General features: G+C 29.8%; 17 protein-coding genes. 10 read left to right on the top strand and 7 right to left on the bottom strand.

What is annotated here, in order from left to right:
- From C4S77_RS13065 to C4S77_RS10550, 5 genes are all read left to right on the top strand, one after another.
- On the top strand, positions 1-597 hold a 597-nt coding region (locus C4S77_RS13065), incomplete at its 5' end, for a hypothetical protein (protein WP_181042876.1).
- A gap of 84 nt (positions 598-681) precedes the next feature.
- Positions 682-1,617, top strand: coding sequence for a hypothetical protein (locus tag C4S77_RS10535; RefSeq protein ID WP_146106105.1), 936 nt, complete (start codon positions 682-684; stop codon positions 1,615-1,617).
- On the top strand, positions 1,614-2,426 hold the full coding sequence (locus C4S77_RS10540) for a hypothetical protein (RefSeq protein ID WP_105247519.1): 813 nt from the start codon (positions 1,614-1,616) through the stop codon (positions 2,424-2,426). Before C4S77_RS10535 ends, C4S77_RS10540 begins: the two co-directional genes overlap by 4 nt.
- Complete coding sequence (locus C4S77_RS10545) at positions 2,411-2,629, top strand: hypothetical protein (RefSeq protein ID WP_146106106.1); 219 nt, start codon at positions 2,411-2,413, stop codon at positions 2,627-2,629. The genes C4S77_RS10540 and C4S77_RS10545 overlap by 16 nt, the downstream gene beginning before the upstream one ends.
- A gap of 83 nt (positions 2,630-2,712) precedes the next feature.
- On the top strand, positions 2,713-3,069 hold the full coding sequence (locus tag C4S77_RS10550) for a hypothetical protein (protein WP_105247521.1): 357 nt from the start codon (positions 2,713-2,715) through the stop codon (positions 3,067-3,069).
- A 7-nt stretch (positions 3,070-3,076) separates the two neighbouring features.
- On the opposite strand, the gene rlmN is transcribed toward C4S77_RS10550, so the two are convergent.
- The 7 genes from rlmN to C4S77_RS10585 all read right to left on the bottom strand — a co-directional run bounded on the left by rlmN (position 3,077) and on the right by C4S77_RS10585 (position 10,138).
- Positions 3,077-4,117 (bottom strand): 23S rRNA (adenine(2503)-C(2))-methyltransferase RlmN, encoded by a 1,041-nt coding sequence (gene rlmN / locus C4S77_RS10555; protein WP_105247522.1) that lies wholly within the window; start codon positions 4,115-4,117, stop codon positions 3,077-3,079.
- Between the two features lie 33 nt (positions 4,118-4,150).
- Positions 4,151-5,200 carry a tRNA preQ1(34) S-adenosylmethionine ribosyltransferase-isomerase QueA gene (queA, locus tag C4S77_RS10560; RefSeq protein ID WP_105247523.1) on the bottom strand — a complete coding sequence of 350 codons (1,050 nt, stop codon included), beginning with the start codon at positions 5,198-5,200 and terminating at the stop codon, positions 4,151-4,153.
- Between the two features lie 182 nt (positions 5,201-5,382).
- A complete protein-coding gene (locus C4S77_RS10565; RefSeq protein WP_181042877.1) occupies positions 5,383-6,117 on the bottom strand; it encodes a glycoside hydrolase family 25 protein in 735 nt (244 codons plus the stop codon).
- A gap of 169 nt (positions 6,118-6,286) precedes the next feature.
- Positions 6,287-6,925, bottom strand: coding sequence for a guanylate kinase (gene gmk, locus C4S77_RS10570; RefSeq protein ID WP_105247525.1), 639 nt, complete (start codon positions 6,923-6,925; stop codon positions 6,287-6,289).
- A gap of 8 nt (positions 6,926-6,933) precedes the next feature.
- Positions 6,934-7,794, bottom strand: a complete 861-nt coding sequence (locus C4S77_RS10575) for a YicC/YloC family endoribonuclease (protein ID WP_105191930.1) — start codon at positions 7,792-7,794, stop codon at positions 6,934-6,936.
- 29 nt (positions 7,795-7,823) lie between these two features.
- On the bottom strand, positions 7,824-9,044 hold the full coding sequence (locus C4S77_RS10580; RefSeq protein ID WP_105247526.1) for a metallophosphoesterase: 1,221 nt from the start codon (positions 9,042-9,044) through the stop codon (positions 7,824-7,826).
- A gap of 11 nt (positions 9,045-9,055) precedes the next feature.
- Positions 9,056-10,138, bottom strand: a complete 1,083-nt coding sequence (locus tag C4S77_RS10585; protein ID WP_105247527.1) for a 3-oxoacyl-ACP synthase III family protein — start codon at positions 10,136-10,138, stop codon at positions 9,056-9,058.
- A 100-nt stretch (positions 10,139-10,238) separates the two neighbouring features.
- On the opposite strand from C4S77_RS10585, the gene C4S77_RS10590 reads away from it, so the two are divergent.
- The 5 genes from C4S77_RS10590 (at position 10,239) to C4S77_RS10610 (ending at position 13,619) form a co-directional block, all read left to right on the top strand.
- On the top strand, positions 10,239-10,805 hold the full coding sequence (locus C4S77_RS10590; RefSeq protein WP_105247528.1) for a hypothetical protein: 567 nt from the start codon (positions 10,239-10,241) through the stop codon (positions 10,803-10,805).
- Between the two features lie 38 nt (positions 10,806-10,843).
- Positions 10,844-11,566: a bifunctional demethylmenaquinone methyltransferase/2-methoxy-6-polyprenyl-1,4-benzoquinol methylase UbiE gene (gene ubiE, locus C4S77_RS10595; RefSeq protein ID WP_105247529.1), complete on the top strand. Its 723-nt coding sequence runs from the start codon at positions 10,844-10,846 to the stop codon at positions 11,564-11,566.
- A 27-nt stretch (positions 11,567-11,593) separates the two neighbouring features.
- The gene (gene porT, locus C4S77_RS10600) at positions 11,594-12,352 is read left to right on the top strand and encodes a type IX secretion/gliding motility protein PorT/SprT (protein ID WP_105247530.1); all 759 of its coding nucleotides are present in this window, start codon (positions 11,594-11,596) and stop codon (positions 12,350-12,352) included.
- Positions 12,353-13,039: 687 nt separating this feature from the next.
- Positions 13,040-13,333 carry a hypothetical protein gene (locus C4S77_RS10605; protein ID WP_105191917.1) on the top strand — a complete coding sequence of 98 codons (294 nt, stop codon included), beginning with the start codon at positions 13,040-13,042 and terminating at the stop codon, positions 13,331-13,333.
- 4 nt (positions 13,334-13,337) lie between these two features.
- The gene (locus C4S77_RS10610) at positions 13,338-13,619 is read left to right on the top strand and encodes a cell division protein ZapA (protein WP_105247531.1); all 282 of its coding nucleotides are present in this window, start codon (positions 13,338-13,340) and stop codon (positions 13,617-13,619) included.
- Positions 13,620-13,835: the final 216 nt, after the last annotated feature.

Below are 13,835 nucleotides of genomic sequence, written 5' to 3' on the forward strand. Positions count from 1 at the left end.
GAAGATAAATATCCTATGTTTACTATAGAAACTTCCGATACAAAATATGATGCCAATGATAAACCCTATAATCCAATTGTAGGCTTTCCTTATTTCGAACTACAAACCGAAATAGAGGTAGAAGTACCCTATGAAGTAGAAGGCTGGAGCCATTCTGTAAATCTGAAAGAACAGAATGAAGAAGAACTAAAAAAGGAGATGCAACAACGTTATGATGACATACGTCAGCTTATAGCCAAAAAAGACACCGCGGCCTTTCGTCAGTTAATACAAGAAAGAGAAGATCTTTTAGGAACCGTATATTACTATTCCGAGGCAGAAAAAGAAAACAGGATAAAGGATTTACTCACGGTCATTATGAGTGAAGAATTTGATATAGCTCCTTATCCTCAGGAAGCTCAGCTCTTATACTTTGCCGAAGGTAAAATGGTGACTTTGGTAGACCCGGTAAACCGCGAAGGGGTAATCCGTTTGGTAAACCGAAAAGATCCCAAAGATATAGTTTCTTTAGAGTTCCGTTTCCACCGAAAAAAACCCGGGCAAAAGCTAGCGTTATTTAAAGTGAAAAACAGGGTAAATTATGGTATTCATGATTAGATATATACATAAATTTGACAATTATGAAACTTCTATATCTGTATATTATACGGCGGATCAATACGAAGATAATAAAATAAAATAATGAGAATATATATTTTTTCTTTGGTCATTGGGTTATTTTGTATTTCTTGTAGGCAAGAACCAAAACTATATTGGGGAGAGAAGCAAATGTTGCAACAGATTATAACTATGAAGGATAGTCTGCCTAAATATCCTCACGATAAACAAATTAAATATATAGTTTTTATGAGATTAAGCTATCCCTATGAATTTTATCTCGATGATATTTTAATAAGGCATAGTACAGAACAACATTCCCATCCTATTATAGAGTTAAATCCGTATTTATTAGAGAATGGAAAACATAAAATAAGAGTACAATTTCCTGCTGAAGATTCGAAAAATCTAAATGCAGATGATGAAATCTATTTTATAAGAACTAAAAAAGATTTAGATGATAGAAATTTTTTTAATTTTAATATAGAAAATTATACAAAAGATGAAATACAGATTTTTGATTTTAAAACATCTTCCCATTCTACTTGGGAAAAGGAAATAGAAATAACAGAATTGCCCTATCAAATAAGGGGATGGAACGAGGGTGAAGATCTATCTAAATGGAATCAGATAGAGTTAGAACAAAAAGTAATTGCTTTCTATAAAAAATTGCGTATTCTTTTAAATAACGGAGAGGTAGAGGAGTTTATGAATCTAAGTAAGTTCAAAGATTTTGAAACTACCATAACAATTTATGATACCCCAGAAGATTTTGAGGCTGATATTTATTATAATAAAATTGCTTTGGAAGAGGAATGTAAAGGGAATATGCTTCCTATTGAAAAGTATAAGATGAAACTATACGGGGATGGAAAATTAGTGAAATTAGAAAATGCTGAAGGGGAGTTTAAAAATTATAGTGTTTTAGCATCAAATAGTAAAAAATATGGGAAATCATATTGGGGTGTAATGTTATATAAACCTAAAAACTCGAATGATTTTATAATAATAAGAAGATGAAAAAGTTGCTAGGTATTGCATATAGCATGTGTTGGTTCTTATTTCAAAATTGCCAACAATTTAAAATTCCTGAAATTGAACAAATTTCTAATCCTGTAAATCTTTCAAAAGCAGAAAATAAATGGAAAAATTTAAATCTCTATTATATTAAATATGTGGGAGACAATTTGTCTAAAATAGAAATGGACTCAACCTATTTTAATTATGAAGATTTTTTATGGCATAAAGATTCTGATAGCACAATAGCTAAAAGCATTTATGATAAGGATAAAGGATATTCAATAGTTTTAAATAAAAGAATATGTCCGGCTGATTCTTCTAATATGGTTATAAAGATAGATAGAAATCAAGTAGTTACAGGGGGATATTTAAAATCCAAATACGATGTCCGTTACTATGATTCGAATTGGTTGAAATGTGAGGCTTATCCATTAGCTATAATCAATAAAAGAAAAAAAGATACTATTGATATAAGCATATACTCCGATTATATTCCCATAATAGTAGAGGCATTAGATATGGATGAAGTATGGAAACCTATCGAGAAATTAAGAACTTATAGAGAAGATATAGATAGGGGAGATGATAAAAAAATAGTTTTGCTGCCTAAACAAATACTTATATCTACAGTACCCATTTATACAGGTAATTTTAAAACAAAATTAAGAGTGTGCTATATATCCGAAAATAATAAAACCTGCTCTTCCCCTTATCCTGGAAGTATTGACAGGTCTCAATTTTTTGAGGTACCTCAAATACCCTATTCAAAATTCTATAAAGAATTATCTGATCAATGGTTACATTTCTAATTATGTATATTTTTGATATAGCTCCTTATCCGCAGGAAGCTCAGCTCTTATACTTTGCTGAAGGTAAAATGGTGACTTTGGTAGACCCGGTAAACCGCGAAGGGGTAATCCGTTTGGTAAACCGAAAAGATCCCAAAGATATAGTTTCTTTAGAGTTCCGTTTCCACCGAAAAAAACCCGGGCAAAAGCTGAGTGTTATTTAATAGGTATTTCGATTTAAATCTTTTTGATTTATTAAAACTAATTTAGTAGTTTCGCGGATCAATAGATCATAGAAAATTAAATTATGAGTTATTTTGTAAATAATAAATTGAGTTCATCATCTGCATTTACTCATGTATATCAATGTACATCTCAAAGTGAGCTGGAAAATTCCATTGATATTGCACTACGAGGGCAAGGATATAAAAAAGGAGAATCATCCAAAGATCTTATTTATATAAAAGGAAACCGCTGGGTTCGTTTAATGTTAGGAGCGTTTCATAAGTATTATAAATTTAAAATAGTGATAAGACCAGAAGGAGAAAGCCACTTTTCAGTACTGGTTTCTTCTGCTTCTACAGGAATGTCGGGCGGTATTATCGGAGTTGGCCAGATTAAGGATGAAACTAAGAAATTATATAACTTATTTCAGTTTATTTAACGTAGATTTAATGTTTGTTGGCTAATTGACCGCAGGCTGCATCAATATCTTGTCCGCGGCTTTTCCTGATTTTAGCCACAATTCCATTTTTCTCCAGTAAAGACACATATGCCTCAATAACCGGAGAGGATGCTTGAGAGTACCCCCCTTCTTCAATAGAATTATATTGAATCAGGTTTACTTTCGAAGGAATCTTTTTGCAAAATTTAATTAAGGCATCTATATCTTCTTTTTGGTCATTAATTCCATCCCAAACAATATATTCGAAAGTGATGCGGCTTTGGGTTTGTGCATACCAATATTGCAGGGATTTTATAATATCCGATAATGGAAATTTGGTGCTGAAGGGCATCAGTCGGTTTCTTTTTTCCTCTATAGCTGAGTGGAGAGATAGGGCTAACTTAACTTTCAGGTTGTCATCTGCCAGTTTATTAATTATTTTGGGAATACCAGAAGTAGATACGGTAATTCGGCGAGGAGACATTCCCAAGCCCTGGGGCTGAGTTATTTTACTGATGGCTTCCGTTACGGCCGGATAGTTTAGCAAAGGTTCGCCCATACCCATAAAGACAATATTGGAAAGAGGCATTTGATGATATTCGCGGCTTTGTTTATCTATAAGTACAACTTGGTCTACAATTTCAGCAGAGGTAAGGTTTCTCATGCGCGTAAGGCGTGCAGTAGCGCAGAAGGTACAGTCCAGGCTGCAACCCACCTGAGATGATACGCAGGCGGTGGTTCTGTGAGCGGTAGGAATCATAACCGATTCTACTATATTGCCATCATAGAGTTTTACGGCATTTTTAATAGTTCCATCTTTAGAACGCTGCATTACATGAATTTCTGCCGGATTTATAAGGAAATCCTCTTCAAGTTTAGCCCTTAGAGCTTTAGAAAGATTAGTCATCTCTGAAAGAGAATGAGAGTTTTTGCTCCATATCCATTCATAAACCTGGCGTGCACGGAAGGACTTTTCTCCTATGGAGTAAAAATAAGCCTCAAGTTGTTGTAAACTTAAGGCTCTTATATCTTTTTTATTATCTTTCAAATTAATAAAATTCTTTTTGAAAAGAAACCTTGCTTATAAAATAAGCATAGCATCTCCGTAAGAATAAAATTTATATTTTTCTTTTACAGCTTCTTTATAAGCTTTCATAACCAAATCATAGTCTGCAAAGGCTGCAATCATCATCATAAGAGTAGACTTTGGAGTATGAAAATTAGTAATCATAGCATCAGCAATACCGAAGTCATAGGGTGGGAATATAAATTTATTGGTCCATCCGTTATAAGGATTTAAACGGTTATTAGCAGAAACAGAAGTTTCTATTGCCCTCATGGAAGTAGTACCTACAGCACAAACTCTATGTTTGGTTTCAATGGCATGATTAACAATTTTACATGTATCTTCACTGATAATTACTTGTTCGCTTTCCATCTTATGTTTTGATAGGTCTTCTACTTCTACGGAAGCAAAGGTACCAAGCCCTACGTGTAAAGTAATTTCTGCAAATTCAATTCCTTTAATTTCCAATCTTTTTAATAAATGTTTGGAAAAGTGAAGACCTGCAGTTGGAGCAGCTACAGCTCCTTCTTCTTTTGCGTATATAGTTTGGTATCTTTCGATATCATCAGCATCTGGTTTTCTTTTAATATATTTAGGAAGAGGAGTTTCTCCCAATTCTTTAAGTTTTCTTCGGAATTCTTCATAAGAACCATCGAATAAGAAACGAAGAGTCCTACCTCGAGAAGTGGTATTATCTACGACTTCTGCTACTAAACTATCATCATCTGTAAAAAACAGCTTATTTCCAATTCGTATTTTACGAGCAGGATCTACTAATACATCCCATATTCTGGATTCTGCATCTAGTTCTCGCAATAAAAAAACCTCAATTTGCGCACCGGTTTTTTCTTTGTTTCCATATAAACGAGCCGGAAAAACTTTAGTATTATTTAAAATAAAAACATCTCCTTCATCAAAATAGTCAATTACATCTTTAAATAATTTATGCTCTATTTCTCCTGTTTTTTTATGTACTACCATTAATCGGGCTTCGTCTCTAGTCTCAGAAGGTCTTTCAGCCAGCAGTTCCTGTGGTAATTTAAAATCGAAATCTGAAGTTTTCATGTTTTATTTTTTATTTTAAAGTTGCAAATATACAATACTTATACCCCCGAAGTCAAGTATTTACTATCAATATACAATTATTCTTGTAAGTTTACCTAATTTATAATTGCTATATAGGATTACTTATTTATAATTTTAGGGATAAATGTGGTTTTTTTATCCTGATAAAAGAAAATTATTTTTTAATGAAGAGTTATTTTTTTTAGATCATTTATATCTCCTTTAAAAACGTTAAGATCTACAAAATTTTGAGTAATTCCATTGATAATTCCTTGTTCGGAAAATTGCCAGAAAGACCATTGCTGATGTTTAGGATTGTCTCTCGGGTTATAATTAGCCACCCAAATATGATAGTCACTAAGATCTAAGTCGGGAATATGATGTATGAAATAAGCATCATTGGAATAGATGATAGGTTTTATTTTATACTTAGATTCAACTATTTCTAACCAATTGAGTATTCCTTTTTTTAATTGTGTTAATGATTGTTTTCTGGGAAGTTCTTCTATATCAAGAACAGGAGGGAGATCTCCTTTTTCTAAAGTGACAGCATTTATAAAATTGTTTGCCTGATCCGTAGAACTTTTGTTTACATCATAATAATGATAAGCGCCACGAATAATATTTTTTTGTTTAAGATTTTTCCAGTTTTTGTTAAAAAAAGCATCTTGATAAAAAATTCCTCGGGTTGCCCGTACAAAAGCAAAAGATATGGGTAGATCTTTTTTGATTAAATTTAAACTGTCCCAATTTATATTGCCCTGATGCTGGCTTATATCAATGCCGAAAGCATAACTTCGGTACCGATTAATGGTCATTTGTATTTTTAATTCTTCAGATTTTTTTCTTTTTTTCTCTAAATTGTTAAATACGTATTCTTTTTTATCAAATTTTTCTTTGATTATGTAATAATACATAATTATAGTAGTTCGAAAAAAAAATATAAGCGATATAAAAATAATAATACCCGTAAGCCAATAATAAATCTTATAGATATTATTAGAATTCTTTTTTTTCTTTTTCATAGTTTTCCTCGTAGTCATAATTTGGACTATTATATAACCTCAAAAGGATAATAAAGGAAGATTAGTTTATTTCCAGAAAAGATTTTACTAAAGCTTCTGCTTTTAATTTTGTCTTTTCTAGGTTTTCATTAATAAGTATTGTGTCAAATTCTTTAGCATAAGACAATTCCTTGTCTGCTTTTTCTATACGTATTTTTATATTTTCTTCTGTTTCTGTGTTTCTGTTTTTTAAACGAATTTCTAATTCTTTTAAAGAAGGAGGAGCCACAAATAGAGCAAGAGCTCGGTCTTTGAATTGTTTTTTAAGGTTTATTCCCCCTTGTACATCTATATCAAAAATCACATGTTTGCCTTCGTTCCATAGTCTTTGTATTTCTGAATTTAAGGTGCCGTAAAATTTTTCTGGATAAACTTCTTCATATTCTATAAATTTTCCGTCCTGGATATGAGTCTTAAATTCTTCATTTGTAATAAAATAGTAATCTTTCCCTTCAATTTCATTTTCTCTTTTAGGCCGTGTTGTACAAGAAATAGAAAATGAAATATTAGGAATTCTAGATAGTAAATATTTAACTATTGTTGTTTTTCCAGCTCCGGAAGGAGCAGAAAATATAATTAATTTTCCTTCTTTTAATTTTCCGGGAAGTAATTCTTTGAGTTGTAAAGTATCATTTCCGGGTTTATTATAAATGAGTCCCATATTTATTGCTACAAAACGTTATTTGTTTGTTCTTTTATTTTTTCAAGTTCTTCTTTCATTAAAACTACTAATTTTTGTATTTCAGAATGATTAGCTTTAGAACCAATGGTGTTGATTTCTCTTCCCATTTCTTGAGCTATAAAACCTAGCTTTTTTCCGTTTTGTTCTTTTTCTTCCATTACTTGTATAAAATACTTACAGTGTTGTTGTAAACGGTTTTTCTCTTCATTTATGTCCAATTTTTCAATGTAATAAATCATTTCTTGATGAAATCGTTGTTCGTCTACTTGTATCTGTAATTCGGTTAATAGTTTTTTAAATTTTAGTTGAACGGCATCTATTCTTTCTTTTTCGTACTTTTCTATTTGGTTTAAATAGTTTAATATATTAAAAGTATACTGTTTTAAAACGGTTTCTAATGATTTACCTTCTTCTTTGCGAAATAATATTACTTTTTCTAAAGATAAATTTACACAGTTTACTATAGTATCCCATTCTTCATTATTAATTTCAGAATCTTGGGTAACAAATACTTCCGGCATTCTAATTGCCATAGTAAGAAAGTCTAGAGCTGTTCCTTCAATATTAAGATCTTCTAATTCGGCAATATAATTTTTTAAAACATTTTTATTGATTTTACAATTATTTTCTGAACCCAGATTTTCAATGGAAAGGCAAAAATCAATTTTCCCTCTTTGCAATTTGTCTCCGATTATTTTTCTGAGTTCTAATTCTTTGCTTTTGTATCTGGTAGATATTCTTGTAAATAAGTCCAGTGATTTACTGTTTAATGTTTTAATTTCAACAGAAATTTTTAAATTTTCAGTATTGACTTCAGATTTTCCGTATCCGGTCATTGATTGTAGCATATGTTTTAGATTTTAGTTTTTATATACTTTTACCCTTTTTTAAGTTCTATAACTGTAATTTCAGGCCATATACCTACGCGTCCAGGAAAACCAATATAGCCAAATCCTCTATTCACATATAAAAATCTTCCTTTATCTTGATAAAGTCCTGCCCATTTAGGATATCTATATTTAATAGGAGACCACTTTATTATACCGGGAATTTCAACACCAAATTGCATTCCATGTGTATGTCCGGCAAGAGTAAGGTGCATTTTTTTTGGGAATTCTTTTACTTTAACATCAAAATGTGTAGGATCATGAGACATTAAAATATTAAAATCACCTTCTTTTACATCTTTAGTTGCTTTAGATAAATCTGCATATTTAGGGAAATGTCCTAATCCCCAATTTTCAACACCAATAATATTAATGTATTGATCATCTTTATAAATTTTTACAGCCTCATTATTCAATAAAACCCAACCAATCTTTTGATGTCTTGCATGTATATTTTCTGTATTAGCTTTTTGAGCTTTTCTGCTTTTTAGCATATATATTCCATAATCGTGATTTCCTAAAATGGAATATTTTCCATCTTTGGCTTTGATAGTTTGTAATAATGATAACCAAGGATCCATTTCTTTTGCCAAATTATTTACAGAATCGCCTGTAAATAAAAAAAGATCCGGGTTCTGATCATTAATTAATTGTATTCCTTTAGCTACTTTATCGTATGCATTTATATCAAAACTTCCTAAATGCATATCAGATACTTGAACTATTTTATACCCATCAAATTTGTCTGGAAGATTAGGAAAAGTCAAATGAACTTTTCTAACAGTAAAATCATATTTACCCCATACGATGCCTTCTATTATGGATAAAAATGGTATACTAGCCAAACCGATTCCTAAAGTGCTTATAGCCTTTCTACGAGCCGGGAAATAGACCTTTTCTTTTGAAGAAGAAAATATTTTCTTAAATAGAAATGTAATAAAGCGTATTATGTCATTAATAAATAGAACTAGAGCAAGAACTAATTTGGGCACATAATCGATAATAAAAAATGCCATAAGAAACTGTACCTGTGTCCTATTGTTACGGTCTATGTTTAATGACCATATTAGAATAAGTAAAAGAGCTGATAAGGAAATTATAATCCATGTTTTACGAATCCATTTCTTATCGGTAAGTGTTTTTATTGCCTGATAAGAATAGAATTCTATAAAAATAGAGCTAATGAATAATATTCCTATTAAAGATTTCAATATCTGAAAAATTAAGGCATTTTATAAAGAATAGCATTAATGTTCATTCCAGCACCTACGGAAGCAAAGATTACCAAATCACCGGATTTTAATGTTTGATTTTCAAAATTTCCTTTTACCATCATATCATACATGGTAGGAATGGTAGCTACAGAAGAATTTCCAAATTTTTGTATAGTCATTGGAGCTATTCTTTCCGGAATATCTTTAATTCCAAGACCATATAGTTTAAAAACCCGGTTCAACATTGCATGATCCATTTTTGCATTTGCCTGATGTATTAAAACTTTGTTTATGTCTTTAATATGGTATCCCGCATTGTCAATAACATTTTTTATGACTTGTGGAACGTGGGTAAGAGCATATTCATAAATTTTTCTTCCTTTCATTCGTATATTTACTTTAGAACCTGCATAATTTGGGTTTAAAGAAGTATCTGTATCTAAAAAAGAAATTTCCTCTCCATTGTCACTTCGTGTGTAATGATTTAAAATACCTACGGGAACCTCACTTTCTTTTGCTTCTAAAACAACTCCGGCTGCACCATCTGAAAATATCATACAATTACGATCAAAAGGATCTACGCTTCGGGATAAAGTTTCAGATCCTACTACTAATATTTTTTTTGCAATTCCGGCTTTAATAAACTGGTCTGCTAAAATCATACCCTCATTCCATCCGGGACAACCAAAATTCATATCGTAGGGTTTGCAATGAATATTTTTAACCCCTAATTTATGTTTGGTTAGGGCAGAAATGGATGGCATTATACGAATTTGCCTTTCATGAGCATCTATCTCTCCAAAATTATGTGCTACAATAATATAGTCTAAATCCTCTTTGTTTATTCCTGCATCCAAAATAGCTAACCTTCCTACCTCTGTGGCCAGATCTGAATTCATGATATCATCATTATCTACATACCTTCGTTCGGTTATTTCAGTAATATCGGCAAATTTTTGAATAACTTCCGGTGTAGGTTTGGTTATAGGTTGTCGGTTTTCATCATAAAAAATTACCCCTTCAAAACTACTATTGGGAACAATTTTTTTAGGTAAATAAGACCCTGATCCTGTAATGATACTTTGTAACATATATCTTTTGAATTATCGTTTATAGAATTGGACAAATTTATGTAATAATTACTAATTAATCTATCATATTATTATCTTTGTATTTAATTTTTATTAAGGTATGTCTAATAAAAAATCATTAATAGGATTACTAATTGCTTTACTGATTTGTGCCTTCTCCGTTCTTTGGTATAAATTTTTCTTAGAAAATAAAGATGAATTTTTATTGGACAATCCTACTTCTGAAAAAATTACGGTTGTTCTTAATGGTAAAAACTATATTTTAGGATCCGGGCAAACCCTTAGTGTCTCAATAAAAAAAGGAAAGAACACAATATCATCTATAGCAGAAAATGGGACTATTTTGTTGCAGGATACTACTATAAATATACAAAATTTTACTAGAGGATTAATCAATCCTGCCCGGGCTAACTATTATACATTTAGAAGATATTATGGACATATTAAAAATTTAGATTCTTTATATAAAGCACATAAGACATATATTGGGGGAAAGCTATATGTAGGGGAAATTAAAAAATATAATACGGTTTTAATACAGGATTTTTATTTAAATATTAATCAAAAATATCCTAAAATTATAAATAAAACCGACAGTATAGGATCAAGGGTAAAGTTATTTCGTGAAAATCAATTTTTAGATTTTTATCAAAAAAGTTTTGAATAAAACTATTACTTTTGCAAATCATACATAAATTTATATTTATGCCCAATATAGTTAGACCTTATAATGAAACAGAAAGTAAGAAGAAACAAGTTGAACAAATGTTTGACAATATTTCTGAAAACTATGATTTTTTAAACAGGTTGTTATCTTTTAAAATAGATATTTATTGGAGAAACCGATTAGAAAAAAAAGTAATAAGTTATAATCCTGAAAAGATATTGGATGTTGCCACTGGAACTGCAGATTTAGCAATAGAACATGCAAAAAGGACCAATGCGCAGGTAACAGGATTGGATTTATCTCAAAAAATGCTTAATTATGGGCAGGTTAAAATAAATAATAAAGGATTACAGCAAAGAATAAAATTAGTAAAAGGAGACGCAGAAAATCTTCCTTTTCATGATGGGGTATATGATATTGTAACTGTTTCTTTTGGAGTTAGAAATTTTGAAGATTTAGAAAAAGGGGTTTTTGAAATGGGAAGAGTTTTAAAAAAAGGAGGTAAGCTTTTAATTTTAGAATTTTCTAAACCATCTGGTTTATTTGCGCCGATTTTCATGTTTTATTTTAAAAGAATATTGCCTAATATTGGGAAATTGATTTCAGGAGACTCAAAAGCATATACTTATTTACCTAATTCAGTAGATGTTATGCCTTGTGGTGAGGACATGAAAAATCTAATTTTAAGAAACGGGTTTAGCGAGGTCCGATTTAAAAAATATACTTCTGGAGTAGTAACTATTTATGAAGGAATAAAATAAATAAATAAAAATAACGTTTTCTCTACTATGAAGAAAATTATCACACTTGTATTACTGATATTATTTTACTCTGTAAATGCCCAATTCCGTTCAAGAGACGTATTGGATCGATATACAGATTTTGATGATCAACAATTTTCTTGGGGATATTATTTGGGGATCAATTATTTTGATATGAAAATTCATCCCAGCAATCAAGGGTTAGCAGATTCTAAAAGATTTTTAATTGATGTAGATACTAAGCCAGGGTTTACTGTAGGTTTAATAGGTAAAATGAAAGTGCATGATTTGGTAGATTTCAGGCTTGAACCTTCAATGCATTTTGTTCAAAGAGATTTGCTGTTTAAAAATGTTCAAAAAATCATTGACGATGAGATTGCAAATGGCATTGAACCAACATTAACAGAAAAAGATGTTAAAAGAAATGTTAAATCAACGTATTTAGATATTCCTATTTTTATAAATTTACATGGTGATAGATGGAATAATACAAGACCATATATTCAAACAGGAGTTAGTTGGTTAGTAAATCTACAGGCAAATGAAAAGAAAGAACAAGATAATGCCGATCAGACATTTAGAATGAAAACCCATAATTTTTCCTATCAATTAGAAGCAGGTATTGAAATTTATTTTAAAAGGTTTAAAATGACTCCTTCCGTTAAAGGGATATTCTTCTTTAATAATGAATTGGTGGCAGATAATGAAGGAACTCCTCCATATTGGGCAGGAGCGCTTAAATCTATTAATTCAAGAGCGTTTGTATTTTCAGTTAAATTTGAATAATATAAGTTTTTGTATTTAATCTAGGTCTGTTTTAGATCAGTATTTATTTAGATAAATATTAATTTGTTAATTATAATTTTATAATTAGATATTTATCTTAATGAGATATTAAATAGATATTGAGGTTGCTTGAGTTAATTTTATCATTAAGATTATATTAGGAGAAATTTATATTTAGCTATTAATTATTTAAAAAAGGTAAATTTCTAAATTTCAATTTAAACTAAGCTTTCAATATATGACTATATATCTACATAACCTTTTCTTCCAAAGATATATAACTTTTTAAGAAAATAAAACGAATTTAAATCTTAACCCTTAGAATTTATAATTTCAATTATGATGAAGTTATATATTTAATTATATACTCTTGCAATAATAAAAAATATTGTTGTAGAAACTTTAATCAGATTTTTTTGTAAGTGTTAATAAGATGTAACAACTATTGTTGAGATAATTAAACATTATGAAATAAATATCTTTATAAAATATATCTAATAATATTAGAAAAATAAAAAAGAATAATTGTTTAAAGATCTTACCATGAGCAATAGGAGAAAAGGGATGATAATAAATAATAAGTTATAACGCTTAGAGTTAAAGTAAAATAGTAAACTTTTATTAATTAAAAATAAATTTATATCTTTGTAAAAGAGTTAGAGTAGTAAACGTTTTCGTTCTAAAAATATGAAAGAGATAGTTCAGGAACTCAAAATGCTGGAATTGCAATTACATGAATTAATAAAAGAAAATGAAGCATTAAGAGTAGAAAATGAATATTTAAAAGATTCTCTTTTAAAAAGTGAGGATAAGTTTATACAAAAGGAAAAATTAAATAAAGAATTAGAAGAGCAAAATAAAAGATTGAAAGTTATAAATGCAATTTCTGGAAATAATGAATATAAAAAAGTAATGAAATTGCAGATGAATAGAATGATAAAAGAGATAGATAGTTGTATTTTAGAAATACAAAATACATAATAAAATGTCTCAGAAGGTTAACATACGAATAGCTGGAAGATCTTATCCTTTGGTAGTTAAAAATGAAGAAGAGGAAGTATTAAGAAAAGCTGCTAAAAGGATAGAAGAATATGTTAGCACATTTGAGAATAATTATAACATAAATGAAAAACAAGATGCTTTAGCTATGAGTGCTTTGCAGCTTGCTTCAGAATTAGAGAATTTAATTAATAAAAATTCTGAAGAAAAAAGTGAAATTTTGCTTAGAATAAAAAAGATTAGTAACCTAGTTACTACGGATAAATAAAAATTAATAGATCTTAAAAATATAAAATTGTAGAACAAAATAGCCTACATTGGTTCTAACTCAATTTAGTAAACTCAACAGATATTAAACTGACCGAGTGATTTGTTTTTTTAATGGCGGGCTGCTTCCTTTTTAGGAATTTGATTTATTTCAAACAGCAGATTACAGAGAAAAAACATAGCTTAAATCCTGATTAATGGAGTTTACTCAAATCAG

It is taken from the genome of Apibacter adventoris (assembly GCF_002964975.1).
In the GTDB taxonomy this organism is placed as follows: domain Bacteria; phylum Bacteroidota; class Bacteroidia; order Flavobacteriales; family Weeksellaceae; genus Apibacter; species Apibacter adventoris.